Below are 15,102 nucleotides of genomic sequence, written 5' to 3'. Positions count from 1 at the left end.
CTGTAAACACTTTACCTGGGTGGATTAAGTCAGAACCACCATTTAGCGCACGAGCTTCTGATAATGAAATACCTAAAGCACGAGCTACAGTATATAAGCCATCACCTGCTTGTACTGTGTATGATTTACCTGTTGTAGAGCTTGAGCTAGTATTTGTATTCGTTGAAGTAGATGCACTTGATCCACTTGTCGCCTTACCAACTGTAAACACCTTACCTGGGTGGATTAAGTCAGAGCCGCCGTTTAGCGCACGAGCTTCTGATAATGAAATACCTAAAGCACGAGCTACAGTATATAAGCCATCGCCTGATTTTACAGTATATGATTTACCTGTTGCAGAAGATCCAGTATTAGTGCTAGTTGAAGTAGACGCACTTGATGAAGTTGTCGCCTTACCAGCTGTAAATACTTTGCCTGGATGGATTAAATCAGATCCGCCATTTAAGCTACGTGCTTCTGTTAGTGTAATCCCTAGTTCACGAGCCACAGTGTATAAACCATCGCCTGATTTTACAGTGTATGACTTACTTGATGCTGATGATGAAGAACCTGTATTTGCTGATTGATCAGTTTCACTTGTTTTGGCGTCTGATGAAGCTTTTGCTGTGAACACATCACCTGCAAAGATTAAATCAGAACCACCATTTTGTGCGCGAGCTTCCGCTAGCGTAATCCCTAATTCACGAGCTACCGTATATAATCCATCGCCTGCTTTTACAGTGTATGACTTACCTGTTGATGCAGAAGAGCCAGTATTAGTAGTTGCTCCAGCGCTTGTAGAATTAGATGATGAAGAGGAGCTAGTTTTTGCTACTGATAACACTTGTCCAGGGTGAATTAGGTTAGAAGTTAAACCATTTTGCGCTTTAACTTCTGCAACACTCACACCTAAAGCACGAGCTACAGTATATAGACCATCACCTGATTTCACAGTGTAAGATTTACCTGCAGTGCTAGTTGCAGTTTTACCTTGTGTTGACAAGTTAGTTGTTGAGCTAGCAACTGAAGCTGAAGACCCTACTGCTGAACCTGCAGCTGTATCATATTTTGTTAAACCATGCGTTGAAATTAAGTTATTTAATTTACCACCATAACGTGTATCGGTAGCATATGTACCTGTCAATGCAGCTGTTGCATCCTTATAAGATCTTGTATTAGATTTCCAAGTGCCCGCATAGAAATTAGCATCCCATGAAACACCATTTCTCATCTTATTTGCATAGTCAATTAAAGACTCACGGTAAGAAGGATAATCACGGAAAGAATCTCTAATTTGGTAATAATTACCCGAACCATCATCTTCAAGTGTATAGAACGTTACACCTTGGCCATTGTAGGTGCCTTTAATTCCAAATATGTTATAGTATGGCGCTGACGACAAGCCTGATGCGCCCCAGTTAGACTCTAAAATAGCTTGTGCAATCATCACTGATGCATATAAATCGTTATCATTAGCTAATTTATAAGCATCAGGAATAATGCTATCTAAGAAAGCATTATTCGTTGATGCAAATGTAACTGTTGTCCCTTCACTAGCATGTGCCGTTGGGATGTCCTTTTGAGCACCAAAACTTGATACAGCAAAGGCAGATCCTAGAACGATAGCCCCCAGTGTTGCTGATTTTTTGGAAATTGATGCGATGGTTTTACGCGATATTGCTTTATTTTCCTCAATTACCAATTTTACTCCCCCTTGTAATTTCTACATCGTCAAAAAAAAACAAACTTTCACAACCTAAATTCTATCTAAAATAATTTTATTAAGAAAGACTTAATTTATGTTGATGTAATTATTTAATATTTGTAATATAAACGTAATATAGTTTGCTTGATTCCCCATAGTGAATTAAGCTAGAAGGATAGAAAGAAGGGATGACATGTTCCAAAATACTGTTACGATAACCCATCAAATCATGAAAGAAAAGATTCAAAAAGGTGACCACGTACTAGATGCGACAGTCGGTAAAGGAAATGATACCCTATTGCTTTCCCAATTAGTAGAAGAAGACGGCATCGTTTACGGACTGGATATTCAACCACAAGCGATTGCATTAGCTGAAAAAAGGCTTTGTAATGAATCAAATTATAAAAATACAAAGTTGTTTGTTAAAGACCACAGTGAATTAAAACAAATATTACCAGAAGAGGAAAAATTACAATTAGCTATTTTTAATCTTGGCTATTTACCTAGTGGTGATAAGCAAATTATCACACAAGCAAATACCACTATTAAAGCTATTACCAGCGTTCTTGAACACCTAGATACTATGGGTTTATTGCTAGTTGCTTCTTACATAGGTCATCTAGGTGGAATGGCAGAATTTGAAGCAGTTCAATCTTACCTCGAAAAACTTGACCAAAAAAGTTATAATGTAGCTATGTTCAATTTTTTGAACCAAAAAAATCTACCTCCACGATTGTTTATCGTTGAAAGGAGAAAATAATGGCATCAACTAAATCCATTCCTAGCACTAGAAATCGTCAACCGATCATTCCAGCAATTTTTCATTTGCTCCTTGCATGTCTTATTTCATTGCCTACTTATATGAACTTGTATGCAGTAAGTACTATCAATTGGATGACTTTTCTACTATTAATTCTGTGGCAATTCTTACTTACCCAAGTGTATTTATTATTTTCTAAGCAAAAAGGACTAACTTTAATTAAAAATATGGTTGTATTAGCTATAGTAGAAGTCGCTTTAATTGCGATACTGTTCTTCAGTCCAGTTACAATTTTGGTAAAAGGATTACTATTCTTACAATGGTTACTTATTCACTTAGTCATTGGTACCCATAACCTTCTACCAATTTTGCCACCTCTATTTATTGCAATGGAAATGGTTATCATGCAAAATATTGTTGAAATGGCCAATGCACAGGTCTTATTAACAGGTCTAGGCTTTATCAACTTTCTCTTCTATTTGGCGGTATTTACTTGGTTATCAAGTCTATTTATCGAATACCGTTTAGAAGGTATAGAAATAGCTGGAAAAAAGTCAAATACATCGCGAATAATGAAATTGCTAGCCATTTTTGCAGTTATAAGCTTAATTATCGCAATCGCGCTAAGCTTTATGATTACAGATGGTATTACAGGATCAAACATCGCATTAATAGTGATTTCTGTCATGATCATGGTTTACAGTCTTTTCCTTAAGAAAAACCAATAAAAAAACGCTTTATCCTAAAAAGCCCCCACATCGAAAGGTTACATCAACCATTTCAATGTGGGTTTTATTTTTCATTATGATATTGTAAGACATTTCGAACTAACTACATAGCTTTAGGCTATCATTTGCTCCCGTTATGCTCCCTTTTTGGCATCGAATTTTAGACAAAAAAAGACGAGGTTTATAAACCCCGTCATATCAATCTTATTGGATTACGCTTTAACAACGTTAGCTGCTTGTGGTCCACGGTTTCCATCTTCGATTTCGAAAGAAACTTCTTGACCTTCTTCTAAAGTTTTGAAGCCTTCCCCTTGGATAGCTGTGAAATGAACGAATACGTCGTCCGCGCCATCACGTTCGATAAATCCAAAACCTTTTTCTGCGTTAAACCATTTAACTTTACCTTGTTCCATAATAATAGAATCCTCCTCGTGCACATGCACATATTTCTTCAGTAATTCTTGCACGGCTCGAGTAAAACTTTTAAGTGCTTAGCACTTTTAAAAATATATAACTTTTTACCTATCCAAAAATTCTTATTTCATTGTAGCACGAACCAATGCGATTAGCAATGATAAATTATAAGTAAAATAATTTTTATTATTCAAAAATACCATATTCTTGTAAACTAATGAAAGTATCGCCTCCAACAATAATATGATCCAACAGTTCTATCCCTATCAAATCTCCACCTTCTGCCAATCGTCTAGTAAAGTCAATATCTGCTTGAGACGGCGAGGGATTACCTGATGGATGATTATGTGCAACAATAATACGCGCTGCTGAAGACCGAACGCCCTCTTTAAATATCTCTCTTGGATGTGCGACAGAAGCATTCAATGAGCCGATAAATACAATCTTTTCTTTAACGATTTGATTTTTTGTATTTAAATATAGGGCCATCACATTTTCTTGTTGCAAGTCCTTTAACTTTTCAATACAGTATGCGCCTGCATCCTTAGTAGACATGATCACACCTAATTTTTCTTGATTTGATTGGTATAAACGACGACCAAATTCTATAGCTGCCTGAATTTCTACTGCTTTAGCTGGTCCCACGCCTGGTAATTGAATTAAGTCATGATACGAAGCTGTCCGTAAATCATATTTTGTACCAAAATGCTGGATAATTTTCATTGCTAATTGAATCGCATTCAAACTACGATTACCTGTCCTGAGCACAATTGCTAATAGTTCGTACATGGTTAAAGATTCAGCACCATGAGCCATTAAACGTTCTCGTGGTCTGATTTCTTCTGGTAATTCATGAATTGTTGTTTTGATTACTAATTGATTTTCATTCATCCTTTCACACCCTTCTACCATATTTATACGTAGAAAGGCATAAAAAGTGTCAATCTAATCTAGAACAATCCGGTAATCTCCCCATCTTTCTTAATATCCATGTCCATTGCTGCAGGATGTTTTGGTAAACCAGGCATGGTTAAGACATCTCCTGTTAAAGCGACGATAAAGCCTGCACCAATTTTTGGCACCAATTCACGTACTGTTACATCGAAGTCTTCAGGTCGTCCCAAGGCTTTTGGATCATCGGATAATGAGTATTGTGTTTTAGCCATACAGATAGGTAATTCGCCCCAACCATTCTTTTCAAATCGACGCATTTGATTTTGGGCTTTCTTAGTAAAGATTACGTCACGTCCACCATATACCTTTTGTACAATTGAACGAGCTTTTTCTTCCAACGTCGTGCCCTCATAAGCATACGTAGCTTGGAAGCTTTGATGATTGTCCTCTACTGCTTCTACTATAGCATCAGCTAAATCTAATCCACCTTGGCTACCATTTGCCCATACAGACGATTTTACGCACTTCACGCCAAGCGCTGCACATTTATCCATAACAACTTGTTCTTCAGCTTCTGTATCAGTGACAAATTCATTAATACACACAACTACTGGCACTTGGAAGTTTTGCATGGTTTCAATATGTTTTTGTAGATTCGAAAAACCAGTTGCTACTGCATCAACGTTTTCACCTTCATTTAGATCTTTCACGGCTACACCACCATGCATTTTCAATGAACGAATAGTAGCGACTACAACTACAGCATCCGGCGCTTTTCCAAGAACTGGTACCTTAATATCCATAAATTTCTCTGCACCTAAGTCAGCACCAAAACCAGCTTCAGTTACTACATAGTCAGCTAGTTTTAAAGCTGCGCGAGTTGCCACAACTGAATTACAACCATGGGCAATATTCGCAAAAGGGCCACCGTGTACAAAAGCTGGTGTATGTTCTAGGGTTTGCACCAGATTCGGTGCGATCGCATCTTTCATGATTAAGGTCAAAGCACCCTCAACGCCTAAATCAGCTACAGTAATAGGCTGACGACTACGATTCTCTCCAATCACAATCCGTGCGAAATGCGCTCGCATATCTTCTAAATCTGTCGCTAAACATAGGATAGCCATAATTTCTGAAGCTACAGTAATATCAAATCCATCTTGACGTGGGAAACCGTTACCTATACCGCCTAATGCTACAGTTACGTCACGCAAAGCTCTGTCATTTAAGTCAACAGCTCGTTTCCATGTTACCCGGCGAACATCGATATCTAATTCATTTCCTTGATGGATATGGTTATCAATTAAAGCAGATAACGCATTATTCGCAGTAGTGATTGCATGCATGTCTCCAGTAAAATGTAAGTTGATATCTTCCATTGGTTGAATTTGTGCATAACCACCACCAGCAGCACCGCCCTTAACGCCCATAGTAGGCCCCAAAGAAGGCTCACGTAAGGCAATCATTGTAGACTTACCACGTTTACTTAACGCGTCACCTAATCCAACTGTTGTCGTTGATTTCCCTTCACCCGCTGGTGTGGGATTAATAGCAGTCACCAAAATCAATTTGCCATCATTGTTCGTTTCAAGCTTTTCTAAGGTTTTTGCAGGTACTTTCGCCTTATATTTTCCATATAAATCGATATCGTCAGCATCAAAACCAATTATTTTAGCAATTTCAGTTATTGGGGCTAATACATTCTGTTGCGCAATTTGAATATCTGTTAACATGACAAAACCTCTTTCTATGACTTTCATTTTTCTTATATTCTAGCATATTTACTCAGTTTCCTTTTGTTTTATTGAAAAAAATGCTGGTTTTCTGAGTGAACTAAGCTAATATAGTATGCTAGCAATCCGTCAATCACCCTTTTTGCCAAAAGAAAAAGACCGGTCCTCTATTGAACCAGTCAAATTGGATTAATCCATAAATGGTAACGCATCACCAAGACGACCGACTACGGCTAGAACACGATCATAAGTTTCGTCATCTGGCGCTACCAAATCAGGCACCATAATCACATCTAGTCCAGCTTGATAAGCCGCATTTACACCGTGGATAGAGTCTTCTAATACAATCGTTTCAGATTTATCCAGGTTAAAGTCAGCAACCACTTTTAAATAGATTTCTGGATCTGGCTTGGCATTTTCAACTTGGTCACCACCAAATACACCTTTGAAATATTTGCGAATACCAGTAGCTTCTAATAAATATTCCACCGTTTCAATATTCGTTGAAGAAGCTACGTAGCAATCTACATTTTTTGCTGCTAAAGTATCTAAAACTTTAATTAAATCGTCTTTTAAGTCTGGTGCTTTATCCTTGATAATCTCTAAATAACGTTTATCTTCACGAGCAAGTAACGCCTTAGCTTCTTCCATATCACCAATAGCTTCAGCATACATCTGTAGCGTTTCTTTCTCACCGACACCAACATATTTTAGGTAGTCATCCATAGTGAATGCGATGCCTAATGATTCGAATCCTTCTTTGTTTACTTGGGCATAAACTTTTTCTGTATCTAGCATTAACCCGTCCATATCAAAAATTACTGATGTTTTCATAGATATCCTCACTTTGTAGTTTTTCTCGCACTTCAGAGATAAAGTAGAACGATCCACAGAATACAACTACGGCATCTACATTTGCTGGTGCGGATTTCTTATAGTCATCATACCAATTATTCACAAATTTCGCATCTGTAGTGGCTAAATAATCGTTTTCTTTTGCTGCTTCTTCATAATCAAAAGTGGTCACAAATAAATCAATCGCTGAATGGTCTTGAAGATAATGGAGTGACGCATCTATTTCCTTGCGGTCCAAGCTTGAATAATAGATTATGATCCTTCTATCTGTAAAAGTAGTTGTCAATGCTTTCACTAATGCTTTTATTGCGGATATATTATGGGCGCCATCAATAAAGGTAGCTGGTTGCTTAGCGATTAATTCTAACCTACCAGGTAACGCTGTCGCTTGAATGGATGCAATCGCTGTTTGCATATTAAAATGCAATTGATTTTCTTTTGTAAAAGTTAAAAAAGCCGCGTAAGCTGTTCGCGCATTCCATTCTTGGTAAAAGCCAAGTTGTGGAGTAGCCATACGTGGTTGCATTTTATAAGAAATCAATTGCCCATGATATTTATCTACCTTCTCTTGAATAATGGCTAGGTATTCCGATTGAATCTCGCCAACTATCATGCTATCGCCCTCGTGCATAATTCCCGCTTTTTGATCGGTAATCTCATATTCATCCTTACCTAGACTAGGAATATGGTCTCGACCAATGGATGTAATCACCCGAATGGCATGTGGCAAAATATTCGTATAATCTTTTTTTCCACCGATACCCACTTCAATAATGAGTAAATCAACTGTTACTTGACCTGCATAGATAAAGAAAGCTAAGGTCAAAACCTCAAAATAAGACATAACTGGAATATTTAATGCTTCTATATGTTCTCGGACTGTATTCATTAATTGAATAAAAGCCTGTTCATCGATATTTTCTTTATTATGACGAATACGTTCAGTTAAGGTCACTAGATGTGGTGAAGTAAATAAGAGCGTTGAATAGCCATGATCTGCTGCCATTTGCTCAATATAACGACAAGTTGACCCTTTACCGTTGGTACCTGTGACATGGATAGCAGGCGTTTTAAGTTCTGGATGACCTAAACGATCAAGAACACTTTTTATTCTTGAAAAATCTTTTGGCGCCGCCTTGGTATACAATGCTAGCCATTGTTCGATTTGCGCCATATTGTGCATTAAAATAGTCAATTTTATGCCTCCACTTCTTCATTATCCTATTGCAGACTTATTCTAGCATGGAAAGTCTTTTCATAACGTTTTATTTTAGTCAATTGAACATTTTCAATTCTCCTATTTAAAAGAAGCCGACCGGTTTTATTCAGTCGACTTCTAAAACAAGTATATTTACTTCACTTAGCCTCGTAATTCAGCAATTCTTTCTTTAGTAGAAGCTAATTTTTCTTGGTAATCTTGACCTTTTTGACGTTCTTCTTCAACGACAGCTTCAGGAGCATTCGCCACAAAGCGTTCGTTAGATAGTTTCTTTTCAACCCGATCTACTTCAGATTGCCATTTGGCTAATTCTTTCTCTAAACGAGCAATTTCTTCTTCGATGTTAATGAATCCAGCTAACGGTAAGTAAATGTCACCACCATCAAAGAATAAGGTTACCGCTTGGTCTGGTGCTACTGCTGCAGTATCAATTGTAAAGGTTTCTGGGTTAGTAAAGCGATTAATGAAGGCAATATTGTCTTCAAGTGCTTGACCAATTTCAGCATTACGTGGTTTCGCAATAATTTCAATCGGTTTAGATAAAGCAACGTTTTGTTTGTTACGAGCATTACGAATCGCTTTAACCAGTGAAATGACATAGTTCATATCAGAAGCTGCTTTTGGATTAGATAAGTTTTCATCTACCGTTGGATATGCAGCTGTTACAATTGATGCTTCTTTATGTGGAATATGCGCCCAAATTTCTTCGGTTACAAATGGCATAATTGGATGCATCAAACGTAAAATATTGTTCAATGTGTAAGCTAGGACTGAACGAGTAGTTAACTTAGCTGCTTCGTCTTCACCTTGTAATGTTTCTTTTGCCATTTCGATATACCAATTACAGAATTCATCCCAGATAAAGTGGTATAGTGAACGACCTGCTTCACCAAATTCAAATTTATCAAAGTTTGTGGTTACTGAAGCAATGGTTTCGTTAAGACGAGTTAAAATCCATTGGTCTTTAATCTCAGTCACATTCGATAAATCAATGTCATCATAAGTTAAATCATCCAGGTTCATGATGGCATAACGAGAAGCATTCCAGATTTTATTAATAAAGTTCCAAGCCGCCTCAAGTTTTTCTTCGTTATAACGGATATCTTGACCAGGTGTTGAACCAGTCGCAAGGAACCAACGTAAAGCGTCCGCCCCATATTCATTGACAACATCCATTGGGTCAACCCCATTACCTAACGATTTAGACATCTTACGACCTTGGCTATCACGGATTAAACCATGGATCAACACATTCTTGAATGGGCGACGACCAGTGAATTCCAAACCTTGGAAAATCATACGGGCAACCCAGAAGAAAATGATGTCATAACCTGTTACCAATGTTGACGTTGGGTAGTAGCGTTTAAAGTCTTCTTGGTCTGTATCTGGCCAACCCATTGTTGAAAATGGCCATAAGGCAGATGAGAACCAAGTATCTAATACGTCTGGATCTTGTTCCCAGTTTTCGCTATCAGCTGGCGCTTCCATACCCACATACATTTCGCCAGTTTCTTTATGATACCATGCAGGAATTTGATGTCCCCACCATAATTGACGTGAGATAACCCAATCGTGGGCATTTTCCATCCAAGTTTTGAAGGTATTTTCAAAACGTGGCGGATAGAAATCAACACGGTCAGCTGTATTTTGATTATCTAGAGATTTATCTGCCAATGGACGCATTTTAACAAACCATTGTGTAGATAAACGTGGTTCAACAACAACCCCAGTACGCTCAGAATGTCCAACTGAATGGACCATTTCTTCTACACGAATTAAGAAACCTTGTTCATCTAAAGCCGCAACAACAGCCTTACGTGCTTCTTCGCGGGTCATACCAGCAAATTCGCCAGCATTTTCATTCATTGTTGCATCGGCATTCATTACGTTGATCCGTGGTAAATTGTGACGGTTTCCTACTGCAAAGTCATTAGGATCATGAGCTGGTGTAATTTTTACGATACCTGTACCAAATTCACGATCTACGTAATCATCTGCAACAATTGGAATTTCACGGCCTACTAAAGGTAAGGTAATGGTTTTACCAACTAAGTGGGTGTAGCGGTCATCTTCCGGGTGAACGGCTACAGCAGTATCTCCAAGCATGGTCTCTGGACGTGTTGTTGCGATTTCTAATGATCCTGAACCATCTGTTAATGGATATGAAAGGTGGTAGAAAGCACCGTTATCATCAGAGTAAACGACTTCCATATCTGACAAAGCAGTTTGGGCTTTCGGATCCCAGTTGATGATATATTCACCGCGGTAAATCAAATCTTTATTGTACAAATCAACAAAGACTTTACGTACAGCCTTACTTAGACCATCATCTAAAGTAAAACGTTCACGTGAATAATCAACAGAGATACCCATTTTACCCCATTGTTGACGGATTGTTTCAGCATATTCTTCTTTCCATGCCCAAACTTGATCAATAAATTTTTCACGACCAAGGTCATAGCGAGAAATCCCTTCTTCAGCTAACTTCGCTTCAACCTTTGCTTGTGTAGCAATCCCCGCATGGTCCATACCTGGTAACCATAGTGTGTCATAACCTTGCATACGTTTTTGGCGGATGGACATATCCTGTAGCGTAACATCCCAAGCGTGCCCTAAATGTAATTTACCTGTTACGTTTGGAGGTGGGATAACGATAGAATATGGTTCAGCAGTTCTATCTTCATTAGGTTCAAATACACCAGACGCTACCCATTTATCATAGCGACCTTCTTCAACCGCATTCGGTTGATATTTAGTAGACATATTCGTCTCTTTCATGAAAGCTTCCTTCTTTCTTATTTACTATTTTTGGCAAAATAAAAGCCCTATACTATAAACATCTATCGTTAGATCATTATAGTATAGGGCGCAAATTTCATTGCTCGGTACCACCTACATTTTTACTCCATTGTAAGAACATGATAACGGTATGCACCGAAGTAACGTGACATTTTGCCTACCATGCAACCATTATTGACTGTCTTACCTGTTCACACCAACCACAAGCTCGCTTAAAGACAAAACAATAAACCTCACAGCAATTACTTAAACTATTTGCATAGCCAATAATAGCATGGAAAAAAACAGAAAGCAAGAAAAGGGTGCGAGCTTTGGCGCTCAGGCAGGTAACTTCTAACGCATTTGAGCGAGTATATGCTAAAGCATCAACTCGCTCATAAACTGGAAGGAATATGCCGTAGCAAGTTTACTTGCTACAAGTATTCCTGAAGTGGAGACCGGACTGCCAAAGCGAACCCGACTTCACAGGGTGTGAGCGAGACCGCTTAGCTCAACAACTTCTAACGCATTTAAGCGAGTATATGCTAAAGCATCAACTCGCTCATAAACTGGAAGAATAGTGCCGTATCACACAAGGAGATTATGACAAACAAACGCTATTTAAATGAATCCCCTACTATCCAATCAGCCTAAGGGCTGCTTGGATACAGAAGGTAAACATTCAGCACAATGGATAATGGAAATGAATGAAAATAAAAAGGAAGCTGGGACAAAAATATCTCAGCCGCTCTTTACTATATAAGAACGTTTATAATTGGGTTCCAAAAGTCAGCATTGTTCGCTTTAACAAGGAGCCACAAAAAAGCCAGGCTCTTTGGCACCTGACTTTTCAAACAGTATTAATCTTGACGTTTTGTTTTGCCTTCCCATTCGCTCAGGCCGCCTTTTAAAATATAGATTTTATCATAACCTGCACCTTTTAATTTTTTCGCCGCACGACCAGTTAAATTATGTACATCTGCATATAAATAAATTGGACTTGATTTACTAAAGCCCGGTACCCCTTGTTGTAAAGTAGAATAAGGTACATTACGTGCACCAAAAATATGTGCAGAATTAAATTCGTTTGCTTCTCGAATATCAATAATTTGTGCTGATTTCATGGTTTGTTGGAAATCTTCTTGAGAAATCATTGTAGCATTATTGCGACGCAGTAAGAAGCTATATAACCAGAAACCTCCCCAAACCAATAATATGACAATTAAAATAATCCAAAAAACAGTACCAAAGTTGATCATAAGTGTCGTTTTTCCCTTCTAACTACATGAATTAAACATTTTTCATTACAAGTGATGCTGCACCGTAAACACCAGCATCATTACCTAATGTGGCTAGACGAATACTAGTCGTGCGTCCAACACCAGGGTATACAGACTTGTGGAAGTGGTCTGTTACCTTATCTAATAGGTATTGTCCTGCGTTCGCAACCCCACCACCAATTAAGATATATTGTGGATTTGTTACAGCAGCAACTTGCCCTAATGCACGTCCTAAATGTCCCATAGTTTCATCAACCACAGCTTCTGCAAAACGGTCCCCAGCCTGAGCAGCTTTAAACAAGTCTTCAGACGTAACAGGTTCACCATTAAAGATTCTACCTTGAATGGCTGAGCCTGTATCATCCATTGTATAAGCTAACTCACCAGCAGTCCATACGATACCTGAAGCTGATGCTACAGTCTCTAGACAGCCATGTTGACCACAAGTACATTTACGACCATCCTCTTTAGCATACATATGCCCAATTTCTCCAGCGGCACCTTGCCCAACAACTAGCTGGTCGTTGACAATTACACCACCACCAACACCGGTACCTAAAGTGACTAAAACAACGTTATCTGCGTGGTCACCAGCACCCTTCCATTGCTCACCTAAGGCAGCAACATTGGCATCATTTTCAATCAAAATTGGCCAATCTGCATTGAAATGGTTGCGAATCTGCTCTGCAACTGGTTGTTCTTCAACCCAAGCCAAGTTATAGGCACCAGAAACCGTACCTTTTTCTCGATCTACAAAACCTGGAGACCCCATACCAATTCCTAAAATATCTTCGTTAGTCCAACTGTTCTCTGCCATTTTATCTTCAATTGCACGAATCAAATCTGGAATAATGTGTTGGCCATCTTCTTTAATATCTGTGGGCACTGACCATTTATCAATAATTTCGCCTTCTATTGAAACAACTGATAATTTAATGGACGTACCACCAAGGTCGATACCGAATATTTTCTTACTCATTATTATAGCTCCCTCTTATCTCTTAGTTATATAACTCTATTTTATCAGACTTTAACTCAAATGATTAGGCTTTTACATAAAAATGATACCGGTTGCATTATTTTTATATATAGCCAACAATAATTTCGTCAACTGGAATATCAAAATCATCAATTTCAAAGGTCACACGGTCAGATACCATACCTGGAAACGCTAAGCTGATCTTGTTTCCTGGATAATCCGCTAAGAAAATATCATAAAACCCACCACCATGGCCTACACGATAACCATCTGGTCTAAAAAATAAACCTGGCACTATCATTAAATCAATTGTCGCTTTATCGATAAATTCAGCATCTGCTGTGGGTTCATAGATACCAAATTTAGTCTTTTCCAAAACATCCATCCCCTGATATTTAGCAAATGCCATTTGGCGTTTAGGATAAGTTTTAGGTACATATATGTCTTTTCCAATAGTTAAGGCGTAATCAATAATAGGTTTGGTATCAATCTCACCAGTATGGGCAATGGTTGTCGCAATAGTTCTTGCTTGAATAAAGGTTTCATTAGTAAATAATTGGGCATATATATCCGCTTGTAAGCCAATTCGTTCAGCATCCGTTAACTCGCGCCAATATTTAAATATCCGGTCACGAATGATTGACTTATCTAATAGTTCTTTTGTATCTTCTATCCACATAGCTCTCCTACCCACCAAATAAAGTATTGAACGTGCCATGATTAACTAAAATAAAAATAGCAATAACAATATAACTCACAGCTGAACCAATTCGTTGCATCCAACGTTTATCTTGCCCGTCCCCTTGAACTAAAGCCATCGTCATTAAGAAACCACCAACTAAACCACCGATATGCCCCCATATATCAATACCAGATCCTAGAAAACCAAATACCAAGTTCATGACAACTAGCATTAAATACTGAGAGCCAATATTTTGAATATAATAGTTTCTTGGAAAGAGGTTTCTGAGCGCTAGAAAAACAGCAAATAAACCGAACAAGGCAGTCGATGCACCCGCTGAAATATTTTGTGAAAATTGGTAAGAAAATAAATTTCCCATCAACCCAGCACTTAAATAGATCACTAGATAGCGCCAATGTCCAAGGATATTCTCCGTCATACTGCCTAAATAATACAAGGTAACTGAATTGATTAATAAATGGACGACACCGATATGTAAGAAGATAGGTGTAATCAAGCGCCAATATTGACCTGCTGCGATTAATGGATTAAACTTCGCACCGAACAATAGTAAAGTGGTAGAACTTTCAGATCCACCCATAAATGTCATCAGCATAAATAAAACGATTTGAATTCCTAATAAAGTATATGTAACATACGGTTTTCTAGTAGACATAAATAACCTCTCTTTAATCAACTTGCGTATTTTTATATATTATACCCTAATTTTCTATATAATCACAAAATGCCCATCAGATAAAAGAAAAGCTTATACATGATTTATATTATTTGCTACAAAAAAGGGCCTGCACAAACACCTAGGCGTTCATACAGGTCCCCCAATAGTAAATACGTATTTATTATTTTGTGTTGTTACCGAGTCAGTTAGCTAAAATGCATCAGCTTATTTTACCTCTTTGAAGACACAAACTTTACGTAATTTTGGACTATATTTTTTTAATTCTAAACGGTCTGGATTGTTGCGACGGTTTTTTTCTGTTAAGTAAACACGTTCACCTTTTAATTCAGTGTTTTCTAAAATAATGTTCACACGCATGTGATACCCCTCCAATACAATAAAATTATTAACTGATAT

14 protein-coding genes are annotated in these 15,102 nt (G+C 37.9%); 2 read left to right on the top strand and 12 right to left on the bottom strand.

Going from position 1 to position 15,102, the window contains the following annotated elements; translation table 11 throughout:
- Positions 1–1,681: LysM peptidoglycan-binding domain-containing protein (locus tag CJ191_RS07415; RefSeq protein ID WP_102199417.1), on the bottom strand; the 1,681-nt coding region annotated here is incomplete at its 3' end.
- Between the two features lie 196 nt (positions 1,682–1,877).
- On the opposite strand from CJ191_RS07415, the gene CJ191_RS07410 reads away from it, so the two are divergent.
- Positions 1,878–2,444: a class I SAM-dependent methyltransferase gene (locus tag CJ191_RS07410; RefSeq protein ID WP_102199416.1), complete on the top strand. Its 567-nt coding sequence runs from the start codon at positions 1,878–1,880 to the stop codon at positions 2,442–2,444.
- Positions 2,444–3,172: a hypothetical protein gene (locus CJ191_RS07405; protein ID WP_102199415.1), complete on the top strand. Its 729-nt coding sequence runs from the start codon at positions 2,444–2,446 to the stop codon at positions 3,170–3,172. Before CJ191_RS07410 ends, CJ191_RS07405 begins: the two co-directional genes overlap by 1 nt.
- 212 nt (positions 3,173–3,384) lie before the next feature.
- Here the strand turns inward: CJ191_RS07405 and cspD are convergent, their stop codons facing one another.
- The 11 genes from cspD to rpmG all read right to left on the bottom strand — a co-directional run bounded on the left by cspD (position 3,385) and on the right by rpmG (position 15,063).
- Positions 3,385–3,585 carry a cold-shock protein CspD gene (gene cspD / locus CJ191_RS07400; protein ID WP_070467808.1) on the bottom strand — a complete coding sequence of 67 codons (201 nt, stop codon included), beginning with the start codon at positions 3,583–3,585 and terminating at the stop codon, positions 3,385–3,387.
- 187 nt (positions 3,586–3,772) lie between these two features.
- Complete coding sequence (gene radC, locus CJ191_RS07395; protein ID WP_070467809.1) at positions 3,773–4,477, bottom strand: RadC family protein; 705 nt, start codon at positions 4,475–4,477, stop codon at positions 3,773–3,775.
- Positions 4,478–4,536: 59 nt separating this feature from the next.
- The gene (locus CJ191_RS07390; protein ID WP_102199413.1) at positions 4,537–6,213 is read right to left on the bottom strand and encodes a formate--tetrahydrofolate ligase; all 1,677 of its coding nucleotides are present in this window, start codon (positions 6,211–6,213) and stop codon (positions 4,537–4,539) included.
- A gap of 189 nt (positions 6,214–6,402) precedes the next feature.
- Positions 6,403–7,047: an HAD family hydrolase gene (locus CJ191_RS07385; protein WP_070467811.1), complete on the bottom strand. Its 645-nt coding sequence runs from the start codon at positions 7,045–7,047 to the stop codon at positions 6,403–6,405.
- Positions 7,025–8,263 carry a bifunctional folylpolyglutamate synthase/dihydrofolate synthase gene (locus tag CJ191_RS07380; RefSeq protein ID WP_246819041.1) on the bottom strand — a complete coding sequence of 413 codons (1,239 nt, stop codon included), beginning with the start codon at positions 8,261–8,263 and terminating at the stop codon, positions 7,025–7,027. The genes CJ191_RS07385 and CJ191_RS07380 overlap by 23 nt, the downstream gene beginning before the upstream one ends.
- Before the next feature lie 165 nt (positions 8,264–8,428).
- Positions 8,429–11,065: a valine--tRNA ligase gene (locus tag CJ191_RS07375; protein WP_102199412.1), complete on the bottom strand. Its 2,637-nt coding sequence runs from the start codon at positions 11,063–11,065 to the stop codon at positions 8,429–8,431.
- A gap of 860 nt (positions 11,066–11,925) precedes the next feature.
- Positions 11,926–12,324 carry a rhodanese-like domain-containing protein gene (locus tag CJ191_RS07370; RefSeq protein ID WP_102199411.1) on the bottom strand — a complete coding sequence of 133 codons (399 nt, stop codon included), beginning with the start codon at positions 12,322–12,324 and terminating at the stop codon, positions 11,926–11,928.
- Between the two features lie 31 nt (positions 12,325–12,355).
- On the bottom strand, positions 12,356–13,324 hold the full coding sequence (locus CJ191_RS07365) for an ROK family glucokinase (RefSeq protein ID WP_102199410.1): 969 nt from the start codon (positions 13,322–13,324) through the stop codon (positions 12,356–12,358).
- A gap of 103 nt (positions 13,325–13,427) precedes the next feature.
- Complete coding sequence (locus CJ191_RS07360; RefSeq protein WP_246819023.1) at positions 13,428–14,003, bottom strand: 5-formyltetrahydrofolate cyclo-ligase; 576 nt, start codon at positions 14,001–14,003, stop codon at positions 13,428–13,430.
- A 7-nt stretch (positions 14,004–14,010) separates the two neighbouring features.
- Positions 14,011–14,682 (bottom strand): rhomboid family intramembrane serine protease, encoded by a 672-nt coding sequence (locus CJ191_RS07355; protein WP_069286401.1) that lies wholly within the window; start codon positions 14,680–14,682, stop codon positions 14,011–14,013.
- Positions 14,683–14,910: 228 nt separating this feature from the next.
- Positions 14,911–15,063 (bottom strand): 50S ribosomal protein L33, encoded by a 153-nt coding sequence (gene rpmG / locus CJ191_RS07350; RefSeq protein ID WP_003141750.1) that lies wholly within the window; start codon positions 15,061–15,063, stop codon positions 14,911–14,913.
- Between the last annotated feature and the right edge of the window lie 39 nt (positions 15,064–15,102).

It is taken from the genome of Aerococcus viridans, assembly GCF_002871935.1.
GTDB lineage: Bacteria > Bacillota > Bacilli > Lactobacillales > Aerococcaceae > Aerococcus > Aerococcus viridans_B.
This window is presented reverse-complemented; position numbering and strand designations above follow the sequence as displayed.